This is a genomic window from Nonomuraea zeae (assembly GCF_005889725.1).
GTDB classification, from domain to species: Bacteria; Actinomycetota; Actinomycetes; order Streptosporangiales; family Streptosporangiaceae; genus Nonomuraea; species Nonomuraea zeae.
The window spans coordinates 58,486-79,946 of sequence record NZ_VCKX01000015.1; the positions used below are offsets into that span (position 1 = coordinate 58,486).

The window sequence follows — 21,461 nt, forward strand, 5'->3', positions numbered from 1 at the left end:
GCGCCCGTCGCGGAGGCGTCTGCCGCCCCGCATGCTCGTTGAATGCCCCTGAACATGGATGAAACTTTCATCCCGGGCAGCCTGGTGAGAGGAAACACGGGGGTTACCGAAATGCCATTCCGTTGACATACGCGCGATGGCACCCACAATCCCCTTTGGGAGCGCTCCCACACCCCTACTCCCATGGAGATCCCGTGAAGTACAGACCTCCTTCCGTTTTGCTGCGCTTATCGAGGCGGCTCGCCGTGGCCACGAGCCTCGTCCTCGTCGCCGGCGTGACCACGGCTTTGGCGGCAGGTCCCGCCCAGGCGGCAGTGGCCTGCGACGTGACCTACACCGCCAATTCGTGGACGAGCAGCCCTGGCCAGGGCGGTTTCACCGCGAGCATCACGTTGAAGAACACCGGCGACCCGATCACGTCTTGGTCGCTGGCCTTCGACTATCCGACGACCACGCAGAAGTACACGCCCACGGGCTGGGGCGCGAACTGGAGCCAGTCGGGCACCCGGATCACCGGCACGAACATGCCCTACAACGGAAACCTCGGCACCGGGGCCTCCGTCTCCATCGGCTACAACGGCACCTGGTCGGGCAGCAACCCGAACCCGACCTCCTTCAGCGTCAACGGAGTCACCTGCGGCGCCGCCAACCCGGCACCGACCGTGTCGCTGACCTCGCCGACCGCCGGGCAGACCTTCACCGCGCCGGCCACCGTGCCGATCGCGGCGACGGCCTCCGACTCCAACGGCACCGTGGCCAAGGTCGACTTCTACCAGGGCTCCACGCTGCTGGGCACCGACACGTCCTCGCCGTACACCTACAGCTGGACGAACGTCGCGGCGGGCAGCTACTCGATCACCGCCAGGGCGACCGACAACGGTGGCGCGACCACCACCTCGGCGCCCGTCGGGATCACCGTCGGGCAGAACACGGGCCCCGCGCTCGTGGTGAGCCCGCTGACCCTGTCCGTCCCAGAGGCAGGCAGCGCGACCTTCGGCGTGAAGCTGTCGCAGGCGCCCTCCGCCAACGTGACCGTCACCACGGCACGCGCCAGCGGTGACACCGACATCACGGTCTCCGGCGGCGCGAGCCTGACGTTCACGCCGTCCAACTGGAACACCGCGCAGAACGTGACGCTGGCCGCGGCCAACGACACGGACACGACGAGCGGCTCGGCCGTCATCAGGGTGAGCGCCACCGGCTACACCGCGGTCGACGTCGCCGCCAGCGAGGCCGATGACGACGTCGGCGGCAGCAACCAGTACGTCCAGCGCTTCGTCGAGCTCTACAACGAGCTGCACGACCCGGCCAACGGCTACTTCTCGCCCGAGGGCGTGCCGTACCACTCGGTCGAGACGTTCATGGTCGAGGCGCCCGACCACGGGCACGAGACCACGTCCGAGGCCTACAGCTACTACCTGTGGCTGGAGGCGACCTACGGCCAGGTCACCGGCGACTGGACGAAGTTCAACAACGCCTGGGCCTCGATGGAGAAGTACATCATCCCGGCCACGGCCGACCAGCCGACGAACTCCTTCTACAACGCCTCGAAGCCGGCGACGTACGCGGCCGAGTACAACACGATCAACAGCTACCCGACGCAGATCGACTCCAGCGTCTCGGTGGGCACCGACCCGATCGCGAGTGAGCTCCAGACCGCGTACGGCACCCGCGACATCTACGGCATGCACTGGCTGCTCGACGTCGACAACACCTACGGCTTCGGCCGCTGCGGCGACGGCACGACCAAGCCCGCCTACATCAACACCTACCAGCGCGGCCCTGAGGAGTCGGTCTTCGAGACGATCCCGCAGCCGTCCTGCGACACCTTCGCCCACGGTGGCGCCAACGGCTACCTGGACCTGTTCATCAAGGACAGCTCCTACGCCAAGCAGTGGAAGTACACCAACGCCCCCGACGCCGACGCCCGCGCGGTGCAGGTGGCGTACTGGGCGCAGACCTGGGCCACGGCGCAGGGCAAGCAGTCGCAGATCTCCGCGTCGGTCGGCAAGGCCGCCAAGATGGGCGACTACCTGCGCTACGCGATGTACGACAAGTACTTCAAGCAGCCCGGGTGCACGAGCCCCTCGTGCCCGGCCGGGACCGGCAAGAACGCCTCCAACTACCTGCTGAGCTGGTACTACGCCTGGGGCGGCGCGACCGACTCCAACGCCGGCTGGGCCTGGCGCATCGGGTCGAGCCACAACCACTCCGGCTACCAGAACCCGTTCGCGGCCTGGGCGCTGTCGAACGTGGCGGAGCTCAAGCCCAAGAGCGCGACCGGCGCGGCGGACTGGAGCACCAGCCTCACCCGCCAGCTGCAGTTCTACACCTGGCTGCAGTCGGCCGAGGGCGCCATCGCCGGTGGTGCGACCAACAGCTGGGAGGGCCACTACGCGGCGCCGCCCACGAGCCTGCCGAAGTTCCACGGCATGGCCTACGACTGGCAGCCCGTCTACCACGACCCGCCGTCGAACCAGTGGTTCGGCTTCCAGGCGTGGACGATGGAGCGGGTGGCCGAGCTCTACTACGCCTCGGGCAACGCCGACGCCAAGGCCCTGCTCGACAAGTGGGTCACGTGGGCGATGGCCAACACCACCATCAACGCGGACGGCTCGTACCAGATCCCGTCCACGCTGCGGTGGACCGGCCAGCCCGCCGGCAACTTCAGCGCCACCAGCGGCATGCCCCCGGCCAACCCGGGCCTGCACGTGACCATCGCCGACTACACCCAGGACGTGGGCGTGGCCGGCTCGTACGCCAAGGCGCTCATGTACTACGCGGCCAAGGCGAACAACACGGCGGCGCGGAACATGGCCAAGGCGCTGCTCGACGGCGTCTGGGCCAAGCGGGACGCCAAGGGCGTGTCGGTGCCGGAGACCAAGACCGACTACAACCGCATCGACGACGCGGTGTACGTGCCCTCCGGCTGGAGCGGCGAGATGCCGAACGGCGACACGATCAACTCCAGCTCGACCTTTATCTCCATCAGGTCCTTCTACCGGAACGACCCTGACTGGCCGAGGGTCAACGCGTTCCTGAGCGGCACGGGCCCCGCGCCGGTCTTCAACTACCACCGATTCTGGGCGCAGGTGGACGTCGCCGTCGCCCTGGCCGAGTACGGGCGGCTCTTCCCGTGAGAAAAGCAGCACTGATAGCCGCGGTGTCGCTGGTCCTGCCCCTTGCCGGGGTGGGGCCGGCGGCCCGCGCCGCCGCACCCGCCTTCGCCTACGGCGAGGCCCTGCAGAAGTCGCTGTTCTTCTACGAGGCCCAGCAGTCGGGCGCGAAGCCCGCCTGGAGCCGCGTCGGCTGGCGCGGCGACTCCGGGCTGAACGACGGCAAGGACGTCGGCGTGGACCTCACGGGCGGCTGGTACGACGCGGGCGACCACGTCAAGTTCGGCTTCCCGATGGCGTTCTCCGCCACCATGCTGGCCTGGGGCGCGGTCGACTACCGCGACGCCTACGCCTCCTCCGGCCAGCTCACCCACCTGCTCGACAACCTCAAGTTCGTCAACGACTACTTCATCAAGGCCCACCCGTCGCCGAGCGTGCTCTACGGGCAGGTCGGCAACGGCGGCACGGACCACGCCTGGTGGGGTCCGGCCGAGGCGATGTCGATGACGCGGCCGGCGTACAAGATCGACGCGTCGTGCGGCGGGTCGGACCTGGCGGGGGAGACGGCGGCGGCGATGGCGGCCTCCTCGATCGTCTTCCGCCCGACAAATCCGTCTTATGCCGACACGCTGGTGACGCACGCCAAGCAGCTCTACTCCTTCGCCGACACGGTCAGGAAGAAGTACAGCGAGTGCATCAGCGACGCCCAGGGCTACTACAACTCCTGGAGCGGCTACAACGACGAGCTGGTGTGGGGTGCGATCTGGCTCTACCGGGCCACGAACGACGCCTCCTACCTGGCCAAGGCCGAGAGCGGCTATGCCAACCTGGGCACCGAGCCACAGACCACCACCAAGTCCTACAAGTGGACGATCGCCTGGGACGACAAGTCGTACGGTGCATACGTGCTGCTGCACAAGCTGACCGGCAAGCAGCAGTACCTGGACGACGCCAACCGCTGGCTCGACTGGTGGACGGTCGGCGTGAACGGCGCGAAGGTGGCGTACTCGCCGGGCGGCCAGGCCGTGCTCGACCGGTGGGGCTCGCTGCGGTACGCGGCCAACACCTCGTTCGCCGCGCTCGTGCACAGTGACGCGATCACCGACGCCACGCGCAAAGCCCGCTACCACGACTTCGCGGTCCGCCAGATCAACTACGCGCTCGGCGACAACCCGCGCAACTCCTCCTATCTCATCGGCTTCGGCGCCAACCCGCCGAAGAACCCCCACCACCGCACGGCGCACGGCTCGTGGACCGACCAGATCACCAACCCCGAGCAGACCCGCCACACCCTGTACGGCGCCCTCGTCGGCGGCCCGCCCGACCCGAACGACGCCTACACCGACAAGCGCGACGACTACGTCATGAACGAGGTCGCCACCGACTACAACGCCGGCTTCACCAGCGCGCTGGCCAGGCTCTACAAGGAGTACGGCGGCGCCCCGGCGGCGAACTTCCCGGTGGCGGAGACCCCGGACGGCCCCGAGATCTTCGTCGAGGCGGGCGTGAACGCCTCGGGCACGACCTTCACGGAGATCAAGGCCATCGTCCGCAACCAGTCGGCCTGGCCCGCGCGGGTCCTGTCCGACGGCTCGTTCCGCTACTACTTCACCCTCGACGGCACCACGACCGCGTCGCAGATCAGCGTGTCGTCGGCCTACACGCAGTGCAAGGCGCCCACGCTGCACCAGGCGAGCGGGAGCACGTACTACGTGGACATCGACTGCTCGGGCCAGGCCATCGCGCCGGCGGGGCAGTCGCAGCACCGCAGGGAGGTGCAGTTCAGGATCACCAGCGCCGGCACGTGGGATCCCGCCAACGACTGGTCCTACGCCGGCATCCCCACGACGCCCGGCACGACGCCGGTGCGGACCAGCCACATCACCCTGTACAGCGGCGCCACCAAGATCTGGGGTGAGCCCCCCGGTCCGGAGGAAGAGGACGACACAGCGCCCAGCAAGCCGGGCAAGCCCGCGGTATCCGGGATCACGGGCTCCGCGGCGAAGCTGAGCTGGACCGCCTCCACGGACAACGTGGGCGTGAGCGGCTACGACGTCTACTTGGGGTCCACCAAGGTAGGCACGGCCACGAGCGCGTCCTTCGACCTGAGCGGGCTCACCCCTGCCACGTCCTACACCGCCACCGTGGTGGCGAGGGACGCGGCGGGCAACACCTCGGCGCCGTCCGACGGAACGACGTTCACCACTACGGGCACGGTGGACGGGACGCCGCCCAGCAAGCCGGGCAAGCCGACGGTGTCCGGGATCACCGCCTCGGCCGCGAAGGCGAGCTGGGCGGCGTCCACGGACAACGTGGGCGTGAGCGGCTACGACGTCTACCTGGGGTCCACCAAGGCAGGCACGGCCACGGGCACGTCCTTCGACCTGAGCGGGCTCACCCCCGCGACGTCCTACACGGTGAGCGTGGTGGCCAGGGACGCGGCGGGCAACAGCTCGGCGGCCTCGGACGGCACGGCGTTCACCACCACGAGCGCGCCCGCCGGCGGGTGCACGGCCACCTTCAAGGTGACCAGCTCGTGGAGCGGCGCCTACCAGGCCGAGGTGACGGTCAAGAACACCGGCACCGCGGCGACCACCGCCTGGACGGTCTCCTGGACCTCCGCCGGCTCGATCACCCAGCTCTGGGGCGGCAGGCACACGGTGTCGGGCTCGACCGTCACCGTCAGGAACGAGGCGTGGAACGGCGCGCTCGCGCCGAACGCGACCGCCACGTTCGGCCTCATCGCCAACGGCACCCCCGCCACTCCCGACCCGATCACCTGCACCCCCGCCTGAGCGAAGACTCCGCCCTCGTCGCAGCAGCGACGGGGGCGGCTCCACAGCTCAGGGAAAGGCAGCACATGAAATCACTGTTCACCGCGCTGGCCGTGCTCGCGGCCGTCCTGATCCTGCCCGCCGCCCCGGCCGGCGCCGCCACCGGCCTGCGCGTCAGCGGCACGAAGATCCTGGAGTCGAACGGCCAGGAGTTCGTCATGCGCGGCACCAGCCACGCGCACACCTGGTACGCCACGCAGACCAAGGCGTTCGCCGACATCAAGTCGCTCAAGGCCAACACCGTGCGGGTCGTGCTCAGCGGCGGCCGCTGGACCGCGAACACCGCCGCCGACGTGGCCAACGTCGTCGCGCTCTGCAAGCAGAACAAGCTCATCTGCGTGCTGGAGAACCACGACACCACGGGGTACGGCGAGCAGAGCGGCGCCTACACCCTCGACCAGGCCGCGAACTACTGGATCAGCGTGAAGTCCGCCCTGGTCGGCCAGGAGGACTACGTCATCGTCAACATCGGCAACGAGCCGGTCGGCAACAACGCCGTCACCCCCGGCTGGGCCGCCGCCACGTCGGCCGCGATCCAGAAGCTGCGGACCAACGGCTTCGAGCACGCGCTGATGGTGGACGCGCCCAACTGGGGCCAGGACTGGCAGGGCACCATGCGCGACAGCGCGCGCACGGTCTTCGACAGCGACCCCGCCAAGAACACGATCTTCTCCATCCACATGTACGGCGTCTACGACACGGCCGCGGAGATCAACGCGTACCTGGACGCGTTCAAGACCGCCGGGCTGCCGCTGGTCATCGGCGAGTTCGGCTTCAACCACTCCGACGGAGACCCCGACGAGGACACGATCATGGCGCAGGCCGTGAGCCGCGGGCTCGGCTACCTGGGCTGGTCGTGGAGCGGCAACGGCGGCGGCGTCGAGTACCTCGACCAGGTCACCAACTTCGACGTCACCCAGCTCACCTCCTGGGGCCAGCGGCTGTTCAACGGCGCCAACGGCATCGCGGCGACCTCGAAGCAGGCCTCGATCTACGGCGGCGGCACCACCGACCCGACCCCGCCGAGCACGCCCGGCACGCCGGCGGTGTCGAACATCACCTCGTCGGGGGCCACCCTGACCTGGACGGCCTCGACGGACAACGTGGGCGTGGCCGGCTACGACGTCTACACCTCGACCGGCACCTCGCTCGGCAGCACGGCCACGAACTCGATCACGCTGACCGGGCTGTCGGCGGCGACCGCGTACCAGGTGTACGTGAAGGCCAGGGACGCCGCGGGCAACCAGTCCGCCCAGTCCCCGACCGCGTCGTTCACGACGCTGAGCGGCGGCGGCGGTGGCGGGTGCACGGCCGCGGGCACCGTGCAGAGCCAGTGGGGCAACGGGTACGTCGTGCAGCCCGTGACCGTGACCAACACCAGCACGTCCGCCAAGACGAGCTGGACGGTGACGTTCACGCTGCCGGCCGGGCACACGCTCACGGGCTCGTGGAACGCCGCGGTCACGGTCAGCGGGCAGACCGTGACGGCCAAGAACCTGAGCTACAACGGCACGCTGGCGCCGAACGCGAGCACCAGCTTCGGCCTGCAGGCCGGCCGCCCGAACGGCAACACCTCGGTCCCGTCCGGCTACACCTGCGCCAACTGAGCATCTTCCGCACGCACCTTCTGAACACACAGGCGTCCGGCTGCGTATGAGGAGGTGAGGCCCAACTCCACAACCCTGCTCAGGACACCATCCCGCCCGGATGGGACGGACGCGGCCGGCTTTCCAGCCGGTCGCGTCCGTTTGCGTTCACTTCGCGGAGATGATCTGCGCGAACCGCTCGCGAGCGGCGTCGATGGCGTCCTCGCTCTCGAACTCGGCGAACGCCTGCTCGTGGTAGCGGGCGGGAATGAGCCGCCTGACGCGGTCCGGATAGCCCTCTCCCGGCTCCGGAACCCTGATCTGGGGTGGGATGTCCACCTTCACGGCGATGGGGCCTGAGGCCCGCACGGAGGACGCCCAGTCGGTGCCGGCGCCGGTGACCGCGCACATGTGGCGGGCGTAGACCCACCGCACCTCCACCAGGGAGGTGGCGTCCGCCGGCTCGGTGCCGAAGGGCTCCACGGCGCAGACGACCCGGGAGTCGAAGCTGTGGCCGTGGGCGTGGTGCTCGTCCGGCGAGGCCTGCTCGAGTATGAGCGTCACCTGGGCGGCGAGCTCTTCGTTCAGCTGTGACGACGGCTGCCTGGCGGCGAAGAACATCACCCCGGCCAGGGTCAGGCTGGCCAGGGTGACGATCGCCGCGACAAGCCCGCGACGCGTTCTTGTCACGGGCTGGTGCAGGTCAGGGTAGGTGCGGGGCTCGGGATCGAGCCGGTGGCGTTGAATCCGAACGTGGTGGTCGCGTTGGGCGCCAGCTGCCCGTTGTAGCCGGCGTTCTTGACCGACACGTTCGGCGGTTGGCCACTCAGCACGCCGTTCCAGGGTGCGCCGTCGAAGCCCTGGCCGCCGCTGTAGGTCCAGTTGACCGTCCAGCCGTTGATGCCGGCGGTGCTCGTGTTCTTCACGGTCACCTCGCCCTGGAAGTGGCCGGCCCAGCCGGTGTTCGTGGCCTTCCAGGTGGCGGTGCAGGCACCCGTCGGGGTCGGGCCGGTCGGCGTGACCGTCGGGGTGGCCGTGGGCGTGCTGCCGCCGGGGCCGACCCCGGTGACCTGGCCGTTGCCGCCGTCGAAGACGACGTCGGAGCAGCTGTAGAAGTTCTCGTTGCTGTCCGAGCGGATCCAGTGCGTGTAGATGATGTGCCGGCCGGTCTTGCCGGACGGGAGCTGGGCGTTCCAGTAGTAGTAGTTGAGCCCGCCGGGACCGCCGTTGGCGGGCGGGTTGGTGACGCTGCCGAACGGCTCCAGGTCAGACCACTTCAGCGGCCCGTCCGGGTTCCAGCCGTTCTTGGTGACGTAGTAGTTGAACGCCCCGGGGTGCTGCGCCCAGTTGCTGTGCCGCATCTGGATGCTGGCGCCCGAGGTCAAGTGGGTCAGCGGCCAGTCGGAGCGGACCGCGTTGTAGGCCGAGAAATCGTAGGGCCCGCCGGTGCCGCCGCTGCACAGCTGCCCGTCGGGGATGAATCCGGAGGTCCGGCCGGCGCCGTCGGAGCGCAGCACCGCGAACCAGTTGTACAGAGGGGTCGCGCCGCTCTGGTTGACGGCGGCCGCGCACGCGGGGTTGTAGGGGAGGATCTGCCCGTTTTCCCGCAGGCCGTCCTGCCAGCACAGGAACGTGCGGGCGCCGGGGAACATCGAGACCCCGTGCGCCTGTGCCTGCGTGGGCACCATGAGGACAGTGGTGATCAGAACCATGACGGCGGTGAACGCCGCCGACTTGAATAACTTCATGGGGATTCCCTTGCACTGACGACAGAGGAAACCTGCCCACGATCAGCCCGCCCGGCCAGCGCATTGAATCACGCCCGGCAGGCATCCGACAACGCGCTGTGAAACTTTCAGCCGATCTTGGTCACGGTTTCCCCTGGTGGCCCGTGCCGCCGCGGCCGGTCGGGTGTCACGCCTGCTTGCCCTCTGCCCGCGCGGCCTGGAGTCTTGCGGTGGGAGCGCTCCCAGCTATCCTTGGCTTCGCAGAGGCGGGAGCAACATGCCATGAGGCACGTGCACATCTACCTGATCATCGGCGCGTTACTGGCCGTCGGCCTGTTCGCCGCCCCGGCACAGGCCGCACCGGTGCTGTGCGAGAAGTACGGCGCGACCACCGTCCAGAGCGGCCGCTACGTCGTGATCAACAACGTCTGGGGCGCCGACACCGCACAGTGCATCGACGTCAACCAGAGCGGCGGCTTCACCGTCACCCAGGCCGCGCACAACAAGCCGACGAACGGCGCTCCGGCCTCCTACCCGGCGATCTACGCCGGCTGCCACTACGCCAACTGCAGCACCGGCAGCAACCTGCCCATGCAGGCCAGCGCGGGCGGGTTCGGGTCGCTGCGCTCCAGCGTGAGCATGACGTACCCCAGCAGCGGCACCTGGGACGCGGCCTACGACATCTGGTTCGACCCCACGCCGCGCACCGACGGGCAGAACACCGGCGCCGAGATCATGATCTGGCTGAACAAGCAGGGCTCGATCCAGCCCGTCGGCTCGCAGGTCGGCACCGTGAACCTGGCCGGCGGCACCTGGCAGGTCTGGTTCGGCAACATCGGCTGGAACGTGATCTCGTACGTGCGGACCTCGGCCACCTCCTCGCTCGACTTCGCGATCGACACCTTCTACGCCGACGCGATCAGCCGCGGCCACGCGCAGCGGTCCTGGTACCTGACCAGCGTGCAGGCCGGCTTCGAGCCCTGGGTCGGCGGCGCGGGCCTCGCGGTCAACTCCTTCTCCTTCGGCACCTCCGGCGGCGGCACCGACACCACGCCGCCGAGCACGCCGGGCAACCCCGTCGCCTCGGCCACCACCTCGACCGGCACGACCCTGACGTGGGGCGCCTCCACCGACACCGGCGGCAGCGGCCTGGCCGGCTACGACGTCCTGCGCGCGACCGGCGACACCTTCACCAGGGTCGGCGGCGGCACCACGACCTCCTTCACCGACACGGGCCTGACCCCCGCCACCGCCTACCGCTATCGGGTGCGGGCCAGGGACGGCGCGGGCAACCTCTCGCCGGAGTCCGGCACGGTCACCGTGACCACGCTGTCCGGCGGGGGCGGCGGAAGCTGCTCGGTGACCCCCACGACCCAGAACGCCTGGGACAGCGGCTACGTCATCCAGCCGGTGACCGTCACCAGCACCACGGCCAGGACGAGCTGGACGGTCACGTTCGCGCTCCCCGCCGGCCACACGATCACCGGCATGTGGAACGCCGGCTACACCGTCAGCGGCGGCACCGTCACGGTCAGGAACCTGGCGCACAACGGCGCCATCGGACCCGGCGCCGCCACCAGCTTCGGCTACCAGGCGAGCCGGCCGGCCGGGAACACGCAGGTGCCCGCGGGCTACACCTGCGCGTGATCACGGGCGGATGAGCTCGCGCGGGCGTGCTTTGCGAGGGGCGCGACCCGGGCGTGGAGGGGTGCGGCGGGTGCTGCCGTACCCCTCATCAATCCCGCTGGAGCGCGCTGTCGATGTCGTCGAGCCTGGCCTGCAGCTCGCTCAGGCAGGCAGGTGACAGCCGGCCCTCCCGCAGCCGGTCGGAGAGCTTGCGGCGCAGGTGGTCGGTCTTCGACTCGGAAGGGCCGTGCGGCGCCACGGAGTCGTACAGGACCTGCTTGAGGTCGAGCACCACGTCGGCGTCGGTCGCGCCGCACGGGGTCTTGGCCTCCAGCACGGTCCTGAAACCCGTCACGGCCTCCTCGACGGTGGTCACCGCGGCCGGTGAGCTCTCGACCAGCCGGGCCGTGGCGGAGGGTGACGGCTCGGCCGCCTTCTCCGGCGGCTTGAGCTCCGTCTGCTGGAACCACAGCAGGACGGACAGCGCGACCGCCGCGGAGCCCGCGACGGTGAGGCCGCGCCTGACGTGCTGCCCCAGCCGTGCGGTGCCCAGCGCCGAGGTCAGCGCCGCGACGATCTCCGCCGCCGTGGGCCGCTCCTCCGGCTGGTGCGCCAGGCAGCGCTGGCACAGGGTGGCGACCGCGTGCGGCACCCCGGGGGGCCGGGGCGGCGGATCCGTCCTGCGAGCCGCCTCGATCTCCTCCCACGTGGTCTCCGGGTACGGCGTCCGCCCCGTGAACATGGTGAACAGCAGCACGCCCAGGGCGTAGACGTCGACCGCGGGATGGGTCGGCGCGCCCCGCAGCCGTTCGGGAGCGACGTAAGGAGGGGTGCCGCGGTCGTCGTCGGGGTCTCCGGCCCAGGCGGCGATGCCGTAGTCGAGCAGCTTGGGGCCGCCGGCGGTGAGCAGCACGTTCTCCGCCGTGACGTCCCTGTGGATCAGGCCGAGCGCGTGCCCGGCCATCAGGACCCGCGCCAGCCGCAGCGCGATGCCCGCCGCCTCGGTCCACGGCAGCGGGCCCCGCTCGATGCGCTCGGCCAGCGGCGTGCCGTCGAGCAGCGGCATGACGACGTAGGCCGCCACCCCGCCGCTCGTGGTGACGGTCTCGCCGTAGTCGTAGATCTCGATCGAGTCCGGATGGATGAACTTGGCGGCGGCGCGGGCCTCGCTGCGTACGCTGACCCGCTCGCCATGGTCGGTGTGCAGCGAGGCGGTCAGCACCTTCACCGCGATCATGCGGTGCAGGGACTGGTCGAAGGCACGCCAGATGACCGACATGCCCCCGCGGGCCAGCGGGTCCAGCAACAGATACCTGCGGGCCAGCACATCCCCAGGCTCAAGCCGACTCACGGACGACCAGTTCCGTGGGGAGTACGGGGTCGATTCCGGCGGCCCCCGTGAGGAGCAGCCGGGTGGCGACTGTGGCGAGTTCCTCGACGGGCTGGCGGATGGTGGTCAGTGCGGGTGCGGTGTGCCTGGCGACCGGTGCGTCGTCGAACCCGATCACCGCGACGTCCGCCGGGACCTTCCGGCCGGCTCTGCGCAGTGCCTGGATGGCGCCGGCCGCCATCAGGTCCGATGCGACGAAGACGGCGTCCAGTCCTGGTGCGTGGCGTAACAGCCATTGCATGGCGTGGGTGCCCGATGCGGCGGTGAAGTCGCCGTAGGCCACCGGGACGTCTGGGGCCCCTGCCGCCTGGAGAGTCCGTACGAGACCCTCCAGCCGGTCACGGGCCGCGGGTAAGGAGGGCGGCCCGCCGATGGCGGCGACATTACGGCGGCCCGTGAGGAGGAAGTGCTCGGCCGCCTGCCGTCCGCCGTCGAGGTTGTCCACGTCGGCGTAGGGGAGCTTGAGGTCGTGGGGCGGCCGGCCGATGTTGCGCACCGGGACGCCCGAGGTGGATAACTTGATCGCCAGCGGATGCCGCTCTCTGGCGCCCACGATGAGGACCGCCCCGGACAGGACGGGCAGCGTGGAGGAGGTCGGGGTGACGGTGGTCACCATGAGATGGGTGCCGTGTTCGGCGATCACCGCGCCGGCCGCGGACAGCAGCCGGGCGTAGTAGGGCTCGGAGAAGAGCCGGGGAAGATGGTCGCAGATGACCGCCGTGACGCCGTCGGCCATGGTCTTGGCGGCCGTTCCCCGGGGAGCGCGTTGGCGGACGTATCCCATGCGGGACACGGCGTCGTAGACTTGCCTGCGGGTCGAGGTACTGACCCGCACCGAGCCTGTGAGGACTCGAGATGCGGTCGCGGGGGAAACCCCTGCAGCGGCCGCCACCTGTGCCAGTGTGGGCTGCTCGGTCATGGAGCACCTCGCGGAAAGATCCTGGGAGCGCTCCCACGTTACCAATGTTTCGCCGCTGTTAATAGGGCCTTTGCTAGGAGTGCGTCCCATTGTGCGGACGCCCGCCGAATCTGCTCAGCTAGAGGCACTGGTAATCGGCAGAGGTTTCTGTGCCGGATGTGGATCACGCCATATTTACCGGTCCGATACGCCGTATCCGACTACCTGGAAACCTGCTGCCCGCGCGCCGGCCGTCCCCGGAACCGGGCCGCCATGCCCGGCCGTCCTGCCGGGCATGGCGAAAAGGTTGGTGACCAGGTGGCCGCGGAACGTCCGTCCGGGCCCGGCCGAGATCAGTCCTGGATGGTGCCGATGTCGGTGTCCTCGAGCTCGCCGTCGGAGTCGTCGTCCCTGTCGGGCTGCGGGCGTACGGGGCCGCAGCTCTGGCCGCAGCCGCCGAAACGGGCGGTGTCGACCGGGGTGAAGGCCGTCGGCGGCGTGCCCTTCAGCGCGGCCATCATGGTGTCCTTCCAGATCGGCCCGGGCACGGAGGCGCCGAAGACCGACCCGTAGTAGCGGCCGCCGATGGTGATGTTGTTGAGCTTGTGCGTGACCGCGCCGCGAGGGTCGCCGATGCTGACCGCACCCGCCAGGTCGGGGGTGAACCCGGCGAACCAGGCCGTGGACTGGGCGTCCGTGGTGCCGGTCTTGCCGGCGGCCGGGCGGCCGATGCCGCCGACGCCCCGCATCGTGCCCTTGGTGAACACGCCCGACAGGATGTTCGCCGCGGCGTCCGCGACCTCCTCGTCGAACGCCTGCTTGCACTTCGGCTCGTAGTTGCGGACCTTGCCGTCACGCTCCGTGATCTTGGTGATGGCCATGGGCGCGCAGTACTTGCCGCGGGCGCCGATGGCGGCGTAGGCGTTGGCGACGGTCACCGGGTCCATCTCGTTGATGCCGAGCGTGAACGTCGAGAACTCCTGCAGCGGGTTCCCGTCGGCCCGCTTGATGCCCAGCGACTTGGCCGTCTGGATCACGTTGCACAGGCCGACCTTCTGCTCCAGCGTCATGAAGAAGGTGTTGACCGAGCCCCAGGTGCCGGTGGCCAGCGACTTGAAGCCGCCGCCGCCCTCGTCGTTGGTGACGGTGAAGGTCGGGTCGGCGATGTTCTCGCCCTTGCAGTTCTTGAACGTGGAGTAGTAGGGGGCCCGGTAGCCCTGGCCGACGGTGAAACCGTCGTTGATCTTCATGCCCTGCTTGAGCGCGGTGAGCAGGGTGAAGGTCTTGAACGTCGAGCCGGCCTGGAAGCCGATGCCGCCGCCGTGGACGGCGTCGGCCACCACGTTGTACGACATCTCGTGCTTGCGCTTGGACTGGCCGTACTTGCGGCTGGCGGCCATCGCCTTGATCTCGCCCGTGCCGGGCTCGACCAGGGCCTCGGAGGCGACCGGGTTGTCCGAGACGTGCACGTGCTTCTTGATGGCCTCCTCGGCGGCCTTCTGCATCTTCGGGTCGATCGTGGTCTGGATCGTCAGGCCGCCCCGGTTGAGGAACTGGGTCCTGATCTTCTTCGTCTTGCCGAAGACCGTGTTGCTGAGGATCTCGTTGCGGACGTACATGCAGAAGTACGGGTACGGGCTGGCACCGCAGCCGCCGGGCAGCGGGGTGCCCTTGTAGCCGAGCTTCTTGGCCTTGGCCTCGGCGGCCTCCTCCGGCGTGATCTTCTTCAGCTCGGCCATCCGGTTGAGCACGACGTTGCGCCGGTTGAGCAGCTGGGCCCGGTGGGACTTGCCCAGGTTGGGGTCCGTGGCGTTGGGATCCTGCACGGCGCCGGCGAGGGTGGCGGCCTGAGCGAGGGTCAGCTCGGAGGCGTTCACGCCGAAGAAGCGCTTGGCCGCCGCCTCGACTCCGTAGGCGCCCGCGCCGAAGTAGGCGATGTTGAGGTACTTCTCCAGGATCTGGTCCTTGGTGTACTTCTTCTCGACGGCCATCGCGTAACGCAGCTCCTTGAGCTTGCGCGCGTAGCTGGCCTCCAGGGCCGCGTTCTTCTCCTTCTCGCTGGTCGCCGAGTTGAGCAGCACCTGCTTGACGTACTGCTGGGTGATGGAGGAGCCGCCCTGGGCGATGCCGCCCGAGCTCAGGTTCTTCGCCAGGGCGCGCATGGTGCCCTCGATGTCGATCGCGCCGTGCTCGTAGAAGCGGTAGTCCTCGATCGAGATGATGGCTTTCTTCATGGTGTCGGAGACCTCGGCGAGAGTGACGTTCTCGCGGTACTCCTCGTAGAACTGCGCGATCTGGTTGCCCTTGGCGTCGAGCACCGTCGTCTTCTCCGCGAGCGGGGGCTCCGTGAGCTCCTCAGGTTTGATGCCGAGGTCCTCCGATGCCGAGACGAACATCGCTCCGGTGCCGCCGACCGCCGGCAGAGCGATGGCCGCGGCCACCACGCCGGCTGCCACCGCTGCCCCGGTCAGGCGCGCGATACTCGACAAACGGGAACTCATGCTGGCAATACCTTCCCCTCGTGGTAATAGGGTGCATCCTAAACCCCACCATGACGTGCTCCATGTAAAACCTTGGACCCACGAAGCACCCTGTTTGTTCAGGCCGGAAGCCGGGTTTTTGCCGGATTCGCCGCTATAGCAGAGGGTTCGTGGCGCGCGGGGCAGGCGTGCCGGCTGTGGTACCCGCTCAGTTTCTGCCATGGGCGGGCAAAGAAGCGTGTTGACCGCCGGGCGTCCACCGGCCCTTCTGGCAGCCTCTACGAGGGCGTTTCTAGCCGGCCTCGGGGGTGGAGGGTCTTATGCGTCGTGTCGGGGACGGCGAGCACGTCGAACGGCTGCTGTCCGCCGCCAGGACCTGCTGGGGACAGGCCCCCACCGGATCGCGCTGCGTCGTGGCCGAGCTGTCCGGGGAGGACATCAGGGTCGTCCTGCGGACGCTGCTGACGGCCAGGGCGCTCTGCGAGCTGCTCTCGGCGCGGCTGGTGGTGCAGGCCGGCGCCGAGTGGCGCAGGCTGGCCGAGGCGTTCGGCGCCGAGCGTGACCTGCGCTCCGCGCCGGTGCCCGCCGCGCTGGTCACCAGCAAGGTGGAGCCCGGTGCGCGCAGGGACATCCCGGTCGTCCACGTCCACGGGACCGGGTCGCTGAAGGCGTACGCGGTGTTCCCCGAGGACGGGCCGTGCGGCTTCCACGAGGAGCTGCCCGGCCGGGTCGGCGCGTTCTTCGAGCGGCACGTCTGGCCGCACCGGCACGCCATCAGGGCCGGCGCCGAGCGGGTGGCCTGGCGGGCGAAGAGCGGCTACCAGATCCACACGGAGACGGAGCGCCGCCAGCTGCGCCACTACGGATGCGCCCGCCTGGGGCTCGATCCCGACCGGCCGGCGATCGCGGTGTTCGGCCACACGCCGGGCGAGGACGCGGAGCTGTTCGACGCGACCGTCGAGTACGCCGCGTCGGACGAGTCGGCGAACTGGCTGTTCCTCGACCCCGTCGCGCCCGCCAGTCCCCGGATCAGATGCGTGACCGGGGCCCTGTCCACGAACATCCTCTGGAGCCTGGCGGACGTGGGCGTCACGTTCAGGGACAGCGACCTGCCCGCGTTCGGCATCCCCGTCATCCAGGCGGGCTGGTCGGAGGGCAGCGTCTGCGGCGCCACGCACGTCACGCGCTCGCCGTCCGAGCACCGCGCGCTGCTCGGCGAGGCCATCGCCAGGCACGCCAAGGGCGGCTCCATCCTCGGGCCGGAGCAGCGCGAGCGCGCCCGCCTGTGGCTCTGGCTGCGCCGCTGCGCCGCTGACGTGCCCACCCAGCTCCTGCCGCACTGGGAGCACGGCACGGACTACGTACGGACGCTCGCCGTCACCCTGGAGCACGTGGAGCGCGACGGCGACCCTCTCTACGGCGCGCTGCGCCGCATGTGGGACAGGCGCGAGCCCGTGCTGTCCCGATTCGACTTCCGCGACCCGGCAGGACTGGTAACGACACTCACCCCCGCGAGGAGCAGCTGATGAGCAGCGCAGGATCCAGCACCGAATTCGACCAGGTGATCCTTCCCGCGATCCCGCCCGTGCACCTGCTCAGCGGGCAGGTCCCCTCGTTGCAGGTGACCGACCGGCTGCACCGGGGCAGCCAGATCGTGGGCAGGTTCGAGACCTCCGGGCTGGCCGGCTTCAAGGTCTCCTCGCAGGGGCGGCCGCTGCGGGTGCTGCTGTCGCTGTCCACGGACGAGCGCTCCGTCAGCGGCTGGCACACCGGCAGGACCGAGCCCGCGACCACGCTGCCGCGGCTGGTGCAGATCCGCTCCCAGGGGGGCCTGCGCCAGTGCGTGCTGCTGCGGGGCAAGAAGGCGCACGCCAGGGTGGCCTTCGACCTGACCCCTGCGGAGATCCCCGACGACGGCCTGATCTGCGTCGAGGCGCTCGACATCACGGAAGGCGACGGCGTCGCCGAGGAGGTGCTCCAGGCCGTGGCCGGTCGCGTCGCGCCCGACGGCGTGGCGGGGCTGCGGCTGGACAAGGTCGTGTTCGAGGAGGTCCCGGCGGTCGACTTCGACCCCGACACCCTCGACGGCTCGCGCTGCGAGTTCTCCTCGCTGATCAGCGGCGGCGGCCTGGCCAACCTCAACCGGCAGGGCGTGCGACCGCTGCGCTCGGGCATGTTCGTGGTCAACCCGGTGCTGAAGGACACCTTCGGATCGAGCGGGCGGATCAAGCTCAGGCTGGGCACCAAGGCCGAATCGGCGAGCGTCATCCCGGCGACGTGGCGGCGCATGAACAGCGAGCTGCGCTGGCTGCGGCACGCCACGAGGAAGCTGCTCGGCGCGGCGGCGCCGGCCGTGGAGCGGATCCTCAGCATCAGGGACGGGGAGGTGGCCGCGCTGGGGCACAGCGTGCAGGGCAACGTCACCGAGCTGGAGCTGCCCAGCCCGGTGGGCTCGCCGCTGCTGGTGCTGATGGCACCGTCCCCCGGGGCTGTGCCCACGCTGGAGTCCGGCACCGACCAGTAGTGCAGGTCTCGACGCCGGAAATCGCCTCGCTCCTGCTCGTTTCGCCCGGTACGGTCGCGAGAGTGTCCGCACTGCGGGGCGCCATGAGATCCGCGCGCGGCCACCCGGACAGGTCCCCACGCTGAAAGCAGGTTCCGTCAATGGCATGCCGTATCAGCGAGCTCGTGCTCAACTGCCGCGACCCTGAGGCGCTGGCGCGGTTCTGGTGCGAGGTCCTGGATTTCGTGGAGCTCGATCGCGAGGGGGACGACATCGAGATAGGGCCGCGCGAAGGGTTCGGCGGCGCGCAGCCGACGATCATCCTCAGCCGCGACGACGCGCCGGACAAGGGGCAGCTCCGGCTGCACATCGACGTCAACGCCACCGACCGCGATCAGGATGCCGAGCTCGAACGCCTCCTGGCCGCCGGGGCCCGGCACGCCGACGTCGGCCAGACCGGGGAGGAGCCCTGGTACGTGCTCGCCGATCCGGAAGGCAACGAGTTCTGCCTGCTCAAGGCTCGCCTCGCCCCGCTCTGACGCAAGGCGCTCGCCGCCACCCCGGGACCGGCCCCGGCTACGGCGCCGGCCATGGCCCTGCGACGGGCCCGGCCACGGGACCCGCCCGCGGGTAGTACGGGGTCAGATAATCCGGCGTGAATAGGATGCGGGGTCATGGGCGACGCTATCGACAGGATCCTCGATCAGTGGCGGCGTGAGCGGCCCGACCTCGACCTGTCGGCCATGGGCGTCTTCGGGCGGCTGGCCCAGGTGATGCGGCTGCTGGAGCCGCGCGTCGACCAGGTCTTCACCAAGCGCGGGCTGCGCCAGGGCGAGTTCGACGTGCTGGCCGCGCTGCGCAGGGCCGGGCCCCCGTACACGCTGATCCCGTCGGAGCTGTCGGCGGTGCTGATGATGTCGCGGGCCGGCATGACCAACCGGCTCGACCGGCTGGAGGCCGCCGGGCTGGTCGAGCGCAGCCTCGACCCGGCCGATCGGCGCAGCTTCCGCGTCCGGCTGACCGACGAGGGGCTGCGGATCATCGACGAGACGCTCACCGAGCACGCCGCGAACCTGGCCCGCCTGGCCGCGCCGCTCGGCCCCGAGGACGCGGAGACGCTCGCCGGGATTCTCCGCAGGCTGCTCGACGGCCCGCTCGGGGGCTCTTCGGGGGACGGAGGGAGGCGCGAGGCGTAATAGCTGGGGGAAAATTCGTGATCCTCTGTGATATCGCCGCTCATGGGGAAGTTGGACATTGTGGGCAAACGCAGCTTGCGCATCGAGACGATCAGGCACGTGCACTGCACTGTCCTGCGCGCCAGCGGCGAGCTCGACCACGCGGGCCGGGTCAGGTTCAGCGCTCGCATCAACGATGTATGGGACTGGTCCCCGGGCCCCGTCTTCGTGTTCGACCTGAGTGAGCTGAACTTCTACGACTCCTCGGTCATCGGCGTGCTCGCCATGGTGATGCAGAGAATGGAGGAGGAATCGAGTGGCCGGATCATCCTGGTCAACCCGTCGGAGCACCTGATGTCGGTGCTGCGGCTCACGGACCTGCTGTCGCACGTGGAGCTGCGCGGGAGCGTCGAGGAGACCGTGGCGGAGCTGATGGTGCAGGCGGAGGCCGCCGGCAATCTGGGCGGCTCGGGCATCCTGGGAGGCAACACGATCGGAGCGACGGGCGTCATGGGTGTGAACGGGCCGGCAAGTCGCGACTGAGCGCGACGATCTGCGCCTTCGGGCAGGCAGCCGGCGGTGGGCGACGGCCGTGTCCCGATCCATCATCCACCCCCAGCCGCCCGCTTGCGGGCAAACCTGGCGGAGCCCCAGGTCAGAGCCCGTACGTCTCCAGCAGCCGCAGCCAGATCTCGCTCACCGTCGGGAAGGCGGGCACGGCGTGCCAGAGCCGGTCGAGCGGCACCTCCCCGGTCACCGCGATCGTGGCGGAGTGCAGCAGCTCGGCCACCCCAGGACCGGCGAACGTGACGCCGAGCAGCACCTTCCTGTCCTCGTCCACGACCGCCTTGGCCCGGCCGCGATAGCCGTCGCCCATGAGGTAGGCGCCGGTGACCGAGCCCATGTCGTACTCGACCGCGCGTACGCGGAAGCCGGCGTCCCTGGCCTCCTTCTCGCTGCGGCCGACCGCGCAGAGCTGCGGATCGGTGAAGACGACCTGGGGCGCGCCGTAGCCGCCCGCGAGGTCGCGCATCGCGGGCAGCTCGTCGCCGCGCGCGCGGGCGGCGATCACGTCACCGCAGATCCTGGCCTGGTATTTGCCCATGTGGGTGAGGAGCACGCGGCCGTTGACGTCGCCCACGGCGTAGAGCCAGCCGCCGGGGACCCCGGTCGCGCGCAGGCTGTCGTCCACCTCGACGGGAGCGTTGTCGGGCAGGCCCACGGTGCCGAGCCCCAGGTTGCCCGTGGCGGCCCGGCGGCCGGTGGCCACCAGCAGCTCGTCCGCCTCCAGCGGCGGCCCGTCGGACAGGTGCACCGTCACCTTCCCGCCGGGCTCGGGGCGCTCGACCCGCACCACGTCGGTGTGGGTGCGCACGTCGATCCCGGCCTCGGCGAACGACTCGGCGAGCAGGTCGCCGGCGAACGGCTCCATCCGGCCCAGCAGCCGGCCGCCGCGCACCAGCACGGTGGTCTGCCGGGCGCCGAGCCCGTGCATGGCCTGGGCCATCTCGCAGGCGACCACGCCGCCGCCGAGCACCGCGAGCCGCTCGGGGATCTTGCTGGTCGCGGTCACCTCGTGGCTGGTCCACGGCGCCGCCTCGGCCAGCCCCGGCACCGGCGGGACCAGCGCCGTGCTGCCGGTCGCGAGCACGACGGCCTGCCTGGCGGTCAGCACCCGCTCGCCGCCGTCCGCGGTCGCGACGCGCACCCGGCGCTCGCCGTCCAGCCGCCCGCGCCCGCGGACGAACTCGGCCGGCACGCCCTCGATCCACCGCACCTGCCCGGAGTCGTCGAAGTGCGACACGGCCTCGTCGCGCCGGGTCAGCACGGCGTCGACGTCGATGTCCCCGAGCGAGAGCCCGGGGACCCTGCCCACCTCGCCGGCCAGATCGATCGGCCGCAGCAGCGCCTTGCTCGGCACGCAGGCCCAGTAGGAGCACTCGCCGCCGGCCAGGCGCTCCTCGACGATCGCCGCGGTCAGCCCGCCGCGCACGGCCCGATCCGCGACGTTCTCACCGGCGGGACCCGCGCCGATCACGATGACGTCGAACTCGTCAGCCACCCCAGCCTCCAGAAGCACTCGCCTATGACAAGCACTCTCTCACGCCAGGCCGGCGGGCACGGGC

General features: G+C 70.1%; 15 protein-coding genes. 9 read left to right on the plus strand and 6 right to left on the minus strand.

The annotated features are described in order from the left end of the window. Nucleotides 1-194 precede the first annotated feature (194 nt). From ETD85_RS07490 to ETD85_RS07500, 3 genes are all read left to right on the plus strand, one after another. Nucleotides 195-3,140: a glycoside hydrolase family 48 protein gene (locus tag ETD85_RS07490; protein ID WP_240779010.1), complete on the plus strand. Its 2,946-nt coding sequence runs from the start codon at nucleotides 195-197 to the stop codon at nucleotides 3,138-3,140. Further along, entirely contained in the window at nucleotides 3,083-5,911 is a 2,829-nt protein-coding gene (locus ETD85_RS07495; RefSeq protein WP_138688868.1) for a glycoside hydrolase family 9 protein, read from the plus strand. The genes ETD85_RS07490 and ETD85_RS07495 overlap by 58 nt, the downstream gene beginning before the upstream one ends. Before the next feature lie 65 nt (nucleotides 5,912-5,976). Further along, nucleotides 5,977-7,557 (plus strand): cellulase family glycosylhydrolase, encoded by a 1,581-nt coding sequence (locus ETD85_RS07500; protein ID WP_138688869.1) that lies wholly within the window; start codon nucleotides 5,977-5,979, stop codon nucleotides 7,555-7,557. A 147-nt stretch (nucleotides 7,558-7,704) separates the two neighbouring features. Here the strand turns inward: ETD85_RS07500 and ETD85_RS07505 are convergent, their stop codons facing one another. Next, nucleotides 7,705-8,226, minus strand: coding sequence for a hypothetical protein (locus tag ETD85_RS07505; protein ID WP_138688870.1), 522 nt, complete (start codon nucleotides 8,224-8,226; stop codon nucleotides 7,705-7,707). Beyond that, nucleotides 8,223-9,284: a lytic polysaccharide monooxygenase gene (locus tag ETD85_RS07510; protein ID WP_138688871.1), complete on the minus strand. Its 1,062-nt coding sequence runs from the start codon at nucleotides 9,282-9,284 to the stop codon at nucleotides 8,223-8,225. The genes ETD85_RS07505 and ETD85_RS07510 overlap by 4 nt, the downstream gene beginning before the upstream one ends. Before the next feature lie 261 nt (nucleotides 9,285-9,545). Here ETD85_RS07510 and ETD85_RS07515 point away from each other — a divergent pair, with 261 nt between their 5' ends. After that, a complete protein-coding gene (locus ETD85_RS07515) occupies nucleotides 9,546-10,910 on the plus strand; it encodes a GH12 family glycosyl hydrolase domain-containing protein (protein WP_138688872.1) in 1,365 nt (454 codons plus the stop codon). A gap of 88 nt (nucleotides 10,911-10,998) precedes the next feature. Here the strand turns inward: ETD85_RS07515 and ETD85_RS07520 are convergent, their stop codons facing one another. From ETD85_RS07520 to ETD85_RS07530, 3 genes are all read right to left on the minus strand, one after another. Next, complete coding sequence (locus ETD85_RS07520) at nucleotides 10,999-12,240, minus strand: serine/threonine-protein kinase (protein ID WP_138688873.1); 1,242 nt, start codon at nucleotides 12,238-12,240, stop codon at nucleotides 10,999-11,001. Further along, on the minus strand, nucleotides 12,227-13,198 hold the full coding sequence (locus ETD85_RS07525) for a LacI family DNA-binding transcriptional regulator (RefSeq protein ID WP_138688874.1): 972 nt from the start codon (nucleotides 13,196-13,198) through the stop codon (nucleotides 12,227-12,229). The genes ETD85_RS07520 and ETD85_RS07525 overlap by 14 nt, the downstream gene beginning before the upstream one ends. Nucleotides 13,199-13,530: 332 nt before the next feature. Further along, complete coding sequence (locus ETD85_RS07530) at nucleotides 13,531-15,678, minus strand: transglycosylase domain-containing protein (RefSeq protein ID WP_138688875.1); 2,148 nt, start codon at nucleotides 15,676-15,678, stop codon at nucleotides 13,531-13,533. Nucleotides 15,679-15,977: 299 nt separating this feature from the next. On the opposite strand from ETD85_RS07530, the gene ETD85_RS07535 reads away from it, so the two are divergent. The 5 genes from ETD85_RS07535 to ETD85_RS07555 all read left to right on the plus strand — a co-directional run bounded on the left by ETD85_RS07535 (nucleotide 15,978) and on the right by ETD85_RS07555 (nucleotide 19,878). Beyond that, a complete protein-coding gene (locus tag ETD85_RS07535; protein ID WP_138688876.1) occupies nucleotides 15,978-17,183 on the plus strand; it encodes a hypothetical protein in 1,206 nt (401 codons plus the stop codon). After that, on the plus strand, nucleotides 17,183-18,181 hold the full coding sequence (locus tag ETD85_RS07540; protein WP_138688877.1) for a hypothetical protein: 999 nt from the start codon (nucleotides 17,183-17,185) through the stop codon (nucleotides 18,179-18,181). The genes ETD85_RS07535 and ETD85_RS07540 overlap by 1 nt, the downstream gene beginning before the upstream one ends. A 140-nt stretch (nucleotides 18,182-18,321) precedes the next feature. Next, nucleotides 18,322-18,699, plus strand: coding sequence for a VOC family protein (locus tag ETD85_RS07545; RefSeq protein WP_138688878.1), 378 nt, complete (start codon nucleotides 18,322-18,324; stop codon nucleotides 18,697-18,699). Between the two features lie 135 nt (nucleotides 18,700-18,834). Beyond that, complete coding sequence (locus ETD85_RS07550) at nucleotides 18,835-19,356, plus strand: MarR family winged helix-turn-helix transcriptional regulator (RefSeq protein ID WP_138688879.1); 522 nt, start codon at nucleotides 18,835-18,837, stop codon at nucleotides 19,354-19,356. 60 nt (nucleotides 19,357-19,416) lie between these two features. Continuing rightward, nucleotides 19,417-19,878 carry an STAS domain-containing protein gene (locus ETD85_RS07555; RefSeq protein ID WP_170246551.1) on the plus strand — a complete coding sequence of 154 codons (462 nt, stop codon included), beginning with the start codon at nucleotides 19,417-19,419 and terminating at the stop codon, nucleotides 19,876-19,878. Nucleotides 19,879-19,990: 112 nt separating this feature from the next. Here ETD85_RS07555 and ETD85_RS07560 read toward each other — a convergent pair whose 3' ends face one another. Continuing rightward, nucleotides 19,991-21,397, minus strand: a complete 1,407-nt coding sequence (locus ETD85_RS07560; RefSeq protein ID WP_138688881.1) for a dihydrolipoyl dehydrogenase family protein — start codon at nucleotides 21,395-21,397, stop codon at nucleotides 19,991-19,993. Nucleotides 21,398-21,461 lie beyond the last annotated feature (64 nt).

Bases quoted from the DNA above. Each gene is read 5' to 3' on its own strand.
- ETD85_RS07500 (WP_138688869.1), top strand. From the start codon at position 5,977: ATGAAATCACTGTTCACCGCGCTGGCCGTGCTCGCGGCCGTCCTGATC.
- ETD85_RS07525 (WP_138688874.1), bottom strand. From the start codon at position 13,198: ATGACCGAGCAGCCCACACTGGCACAGGTGGCGGCCGCTGCAGGGGTT.
- ETD85_RS07550 (WP_138688879.1), top strand. From the start codon at position 18,835: ATGGGCGACGCTATCGACAGGATCCTCGATCAGTGGCGGCGTGAGCGG.
- ETD85_RS07540 (WP_138688877.1), top strand. From the start codon at position 17,183: ATGAGCAGCGCAGGATCCAGCACCGAATTCGACCAGGTGATCCTTCCC.
- ETD85_RS07535 (WP_138688876.1), top strand. From the start codon at position 15,978: ATGCGTCGTGTCGGGGACGGCGAGCACGTCGAACGGCTGCTGTCCGCC.
- ETD85_RS07530 (WP_138688875.1), bottom strand. From the start codon at position 15,678: ATGAGTTCCCGTTTGTCGAGTATCGCGCGCCTGACCGGGGCAGCGGTG.
- ETD85_RS07510 (WP_138688871.1), bottom strand. From the start codon at position 9,284: ATGAAGTTATTCAAGTCGGCGGCGTTCACCGCCGTCATGGTTCTGATC.
- ETD85_RS07545 (WP_138688878.1), top strand. From the start codon at position 18,322: ATGGCATGCCGTATCAGCGAGCTCGTGCTCAACTGCCGCGACCCTGAG.
- ETD85_RS07515 (WP_138688872.1), top strand. From the start codon at position 9,546: ATGAGGCACGTGCACATCTACCTGATCATCGGCGCGTTACTGGCCGTC.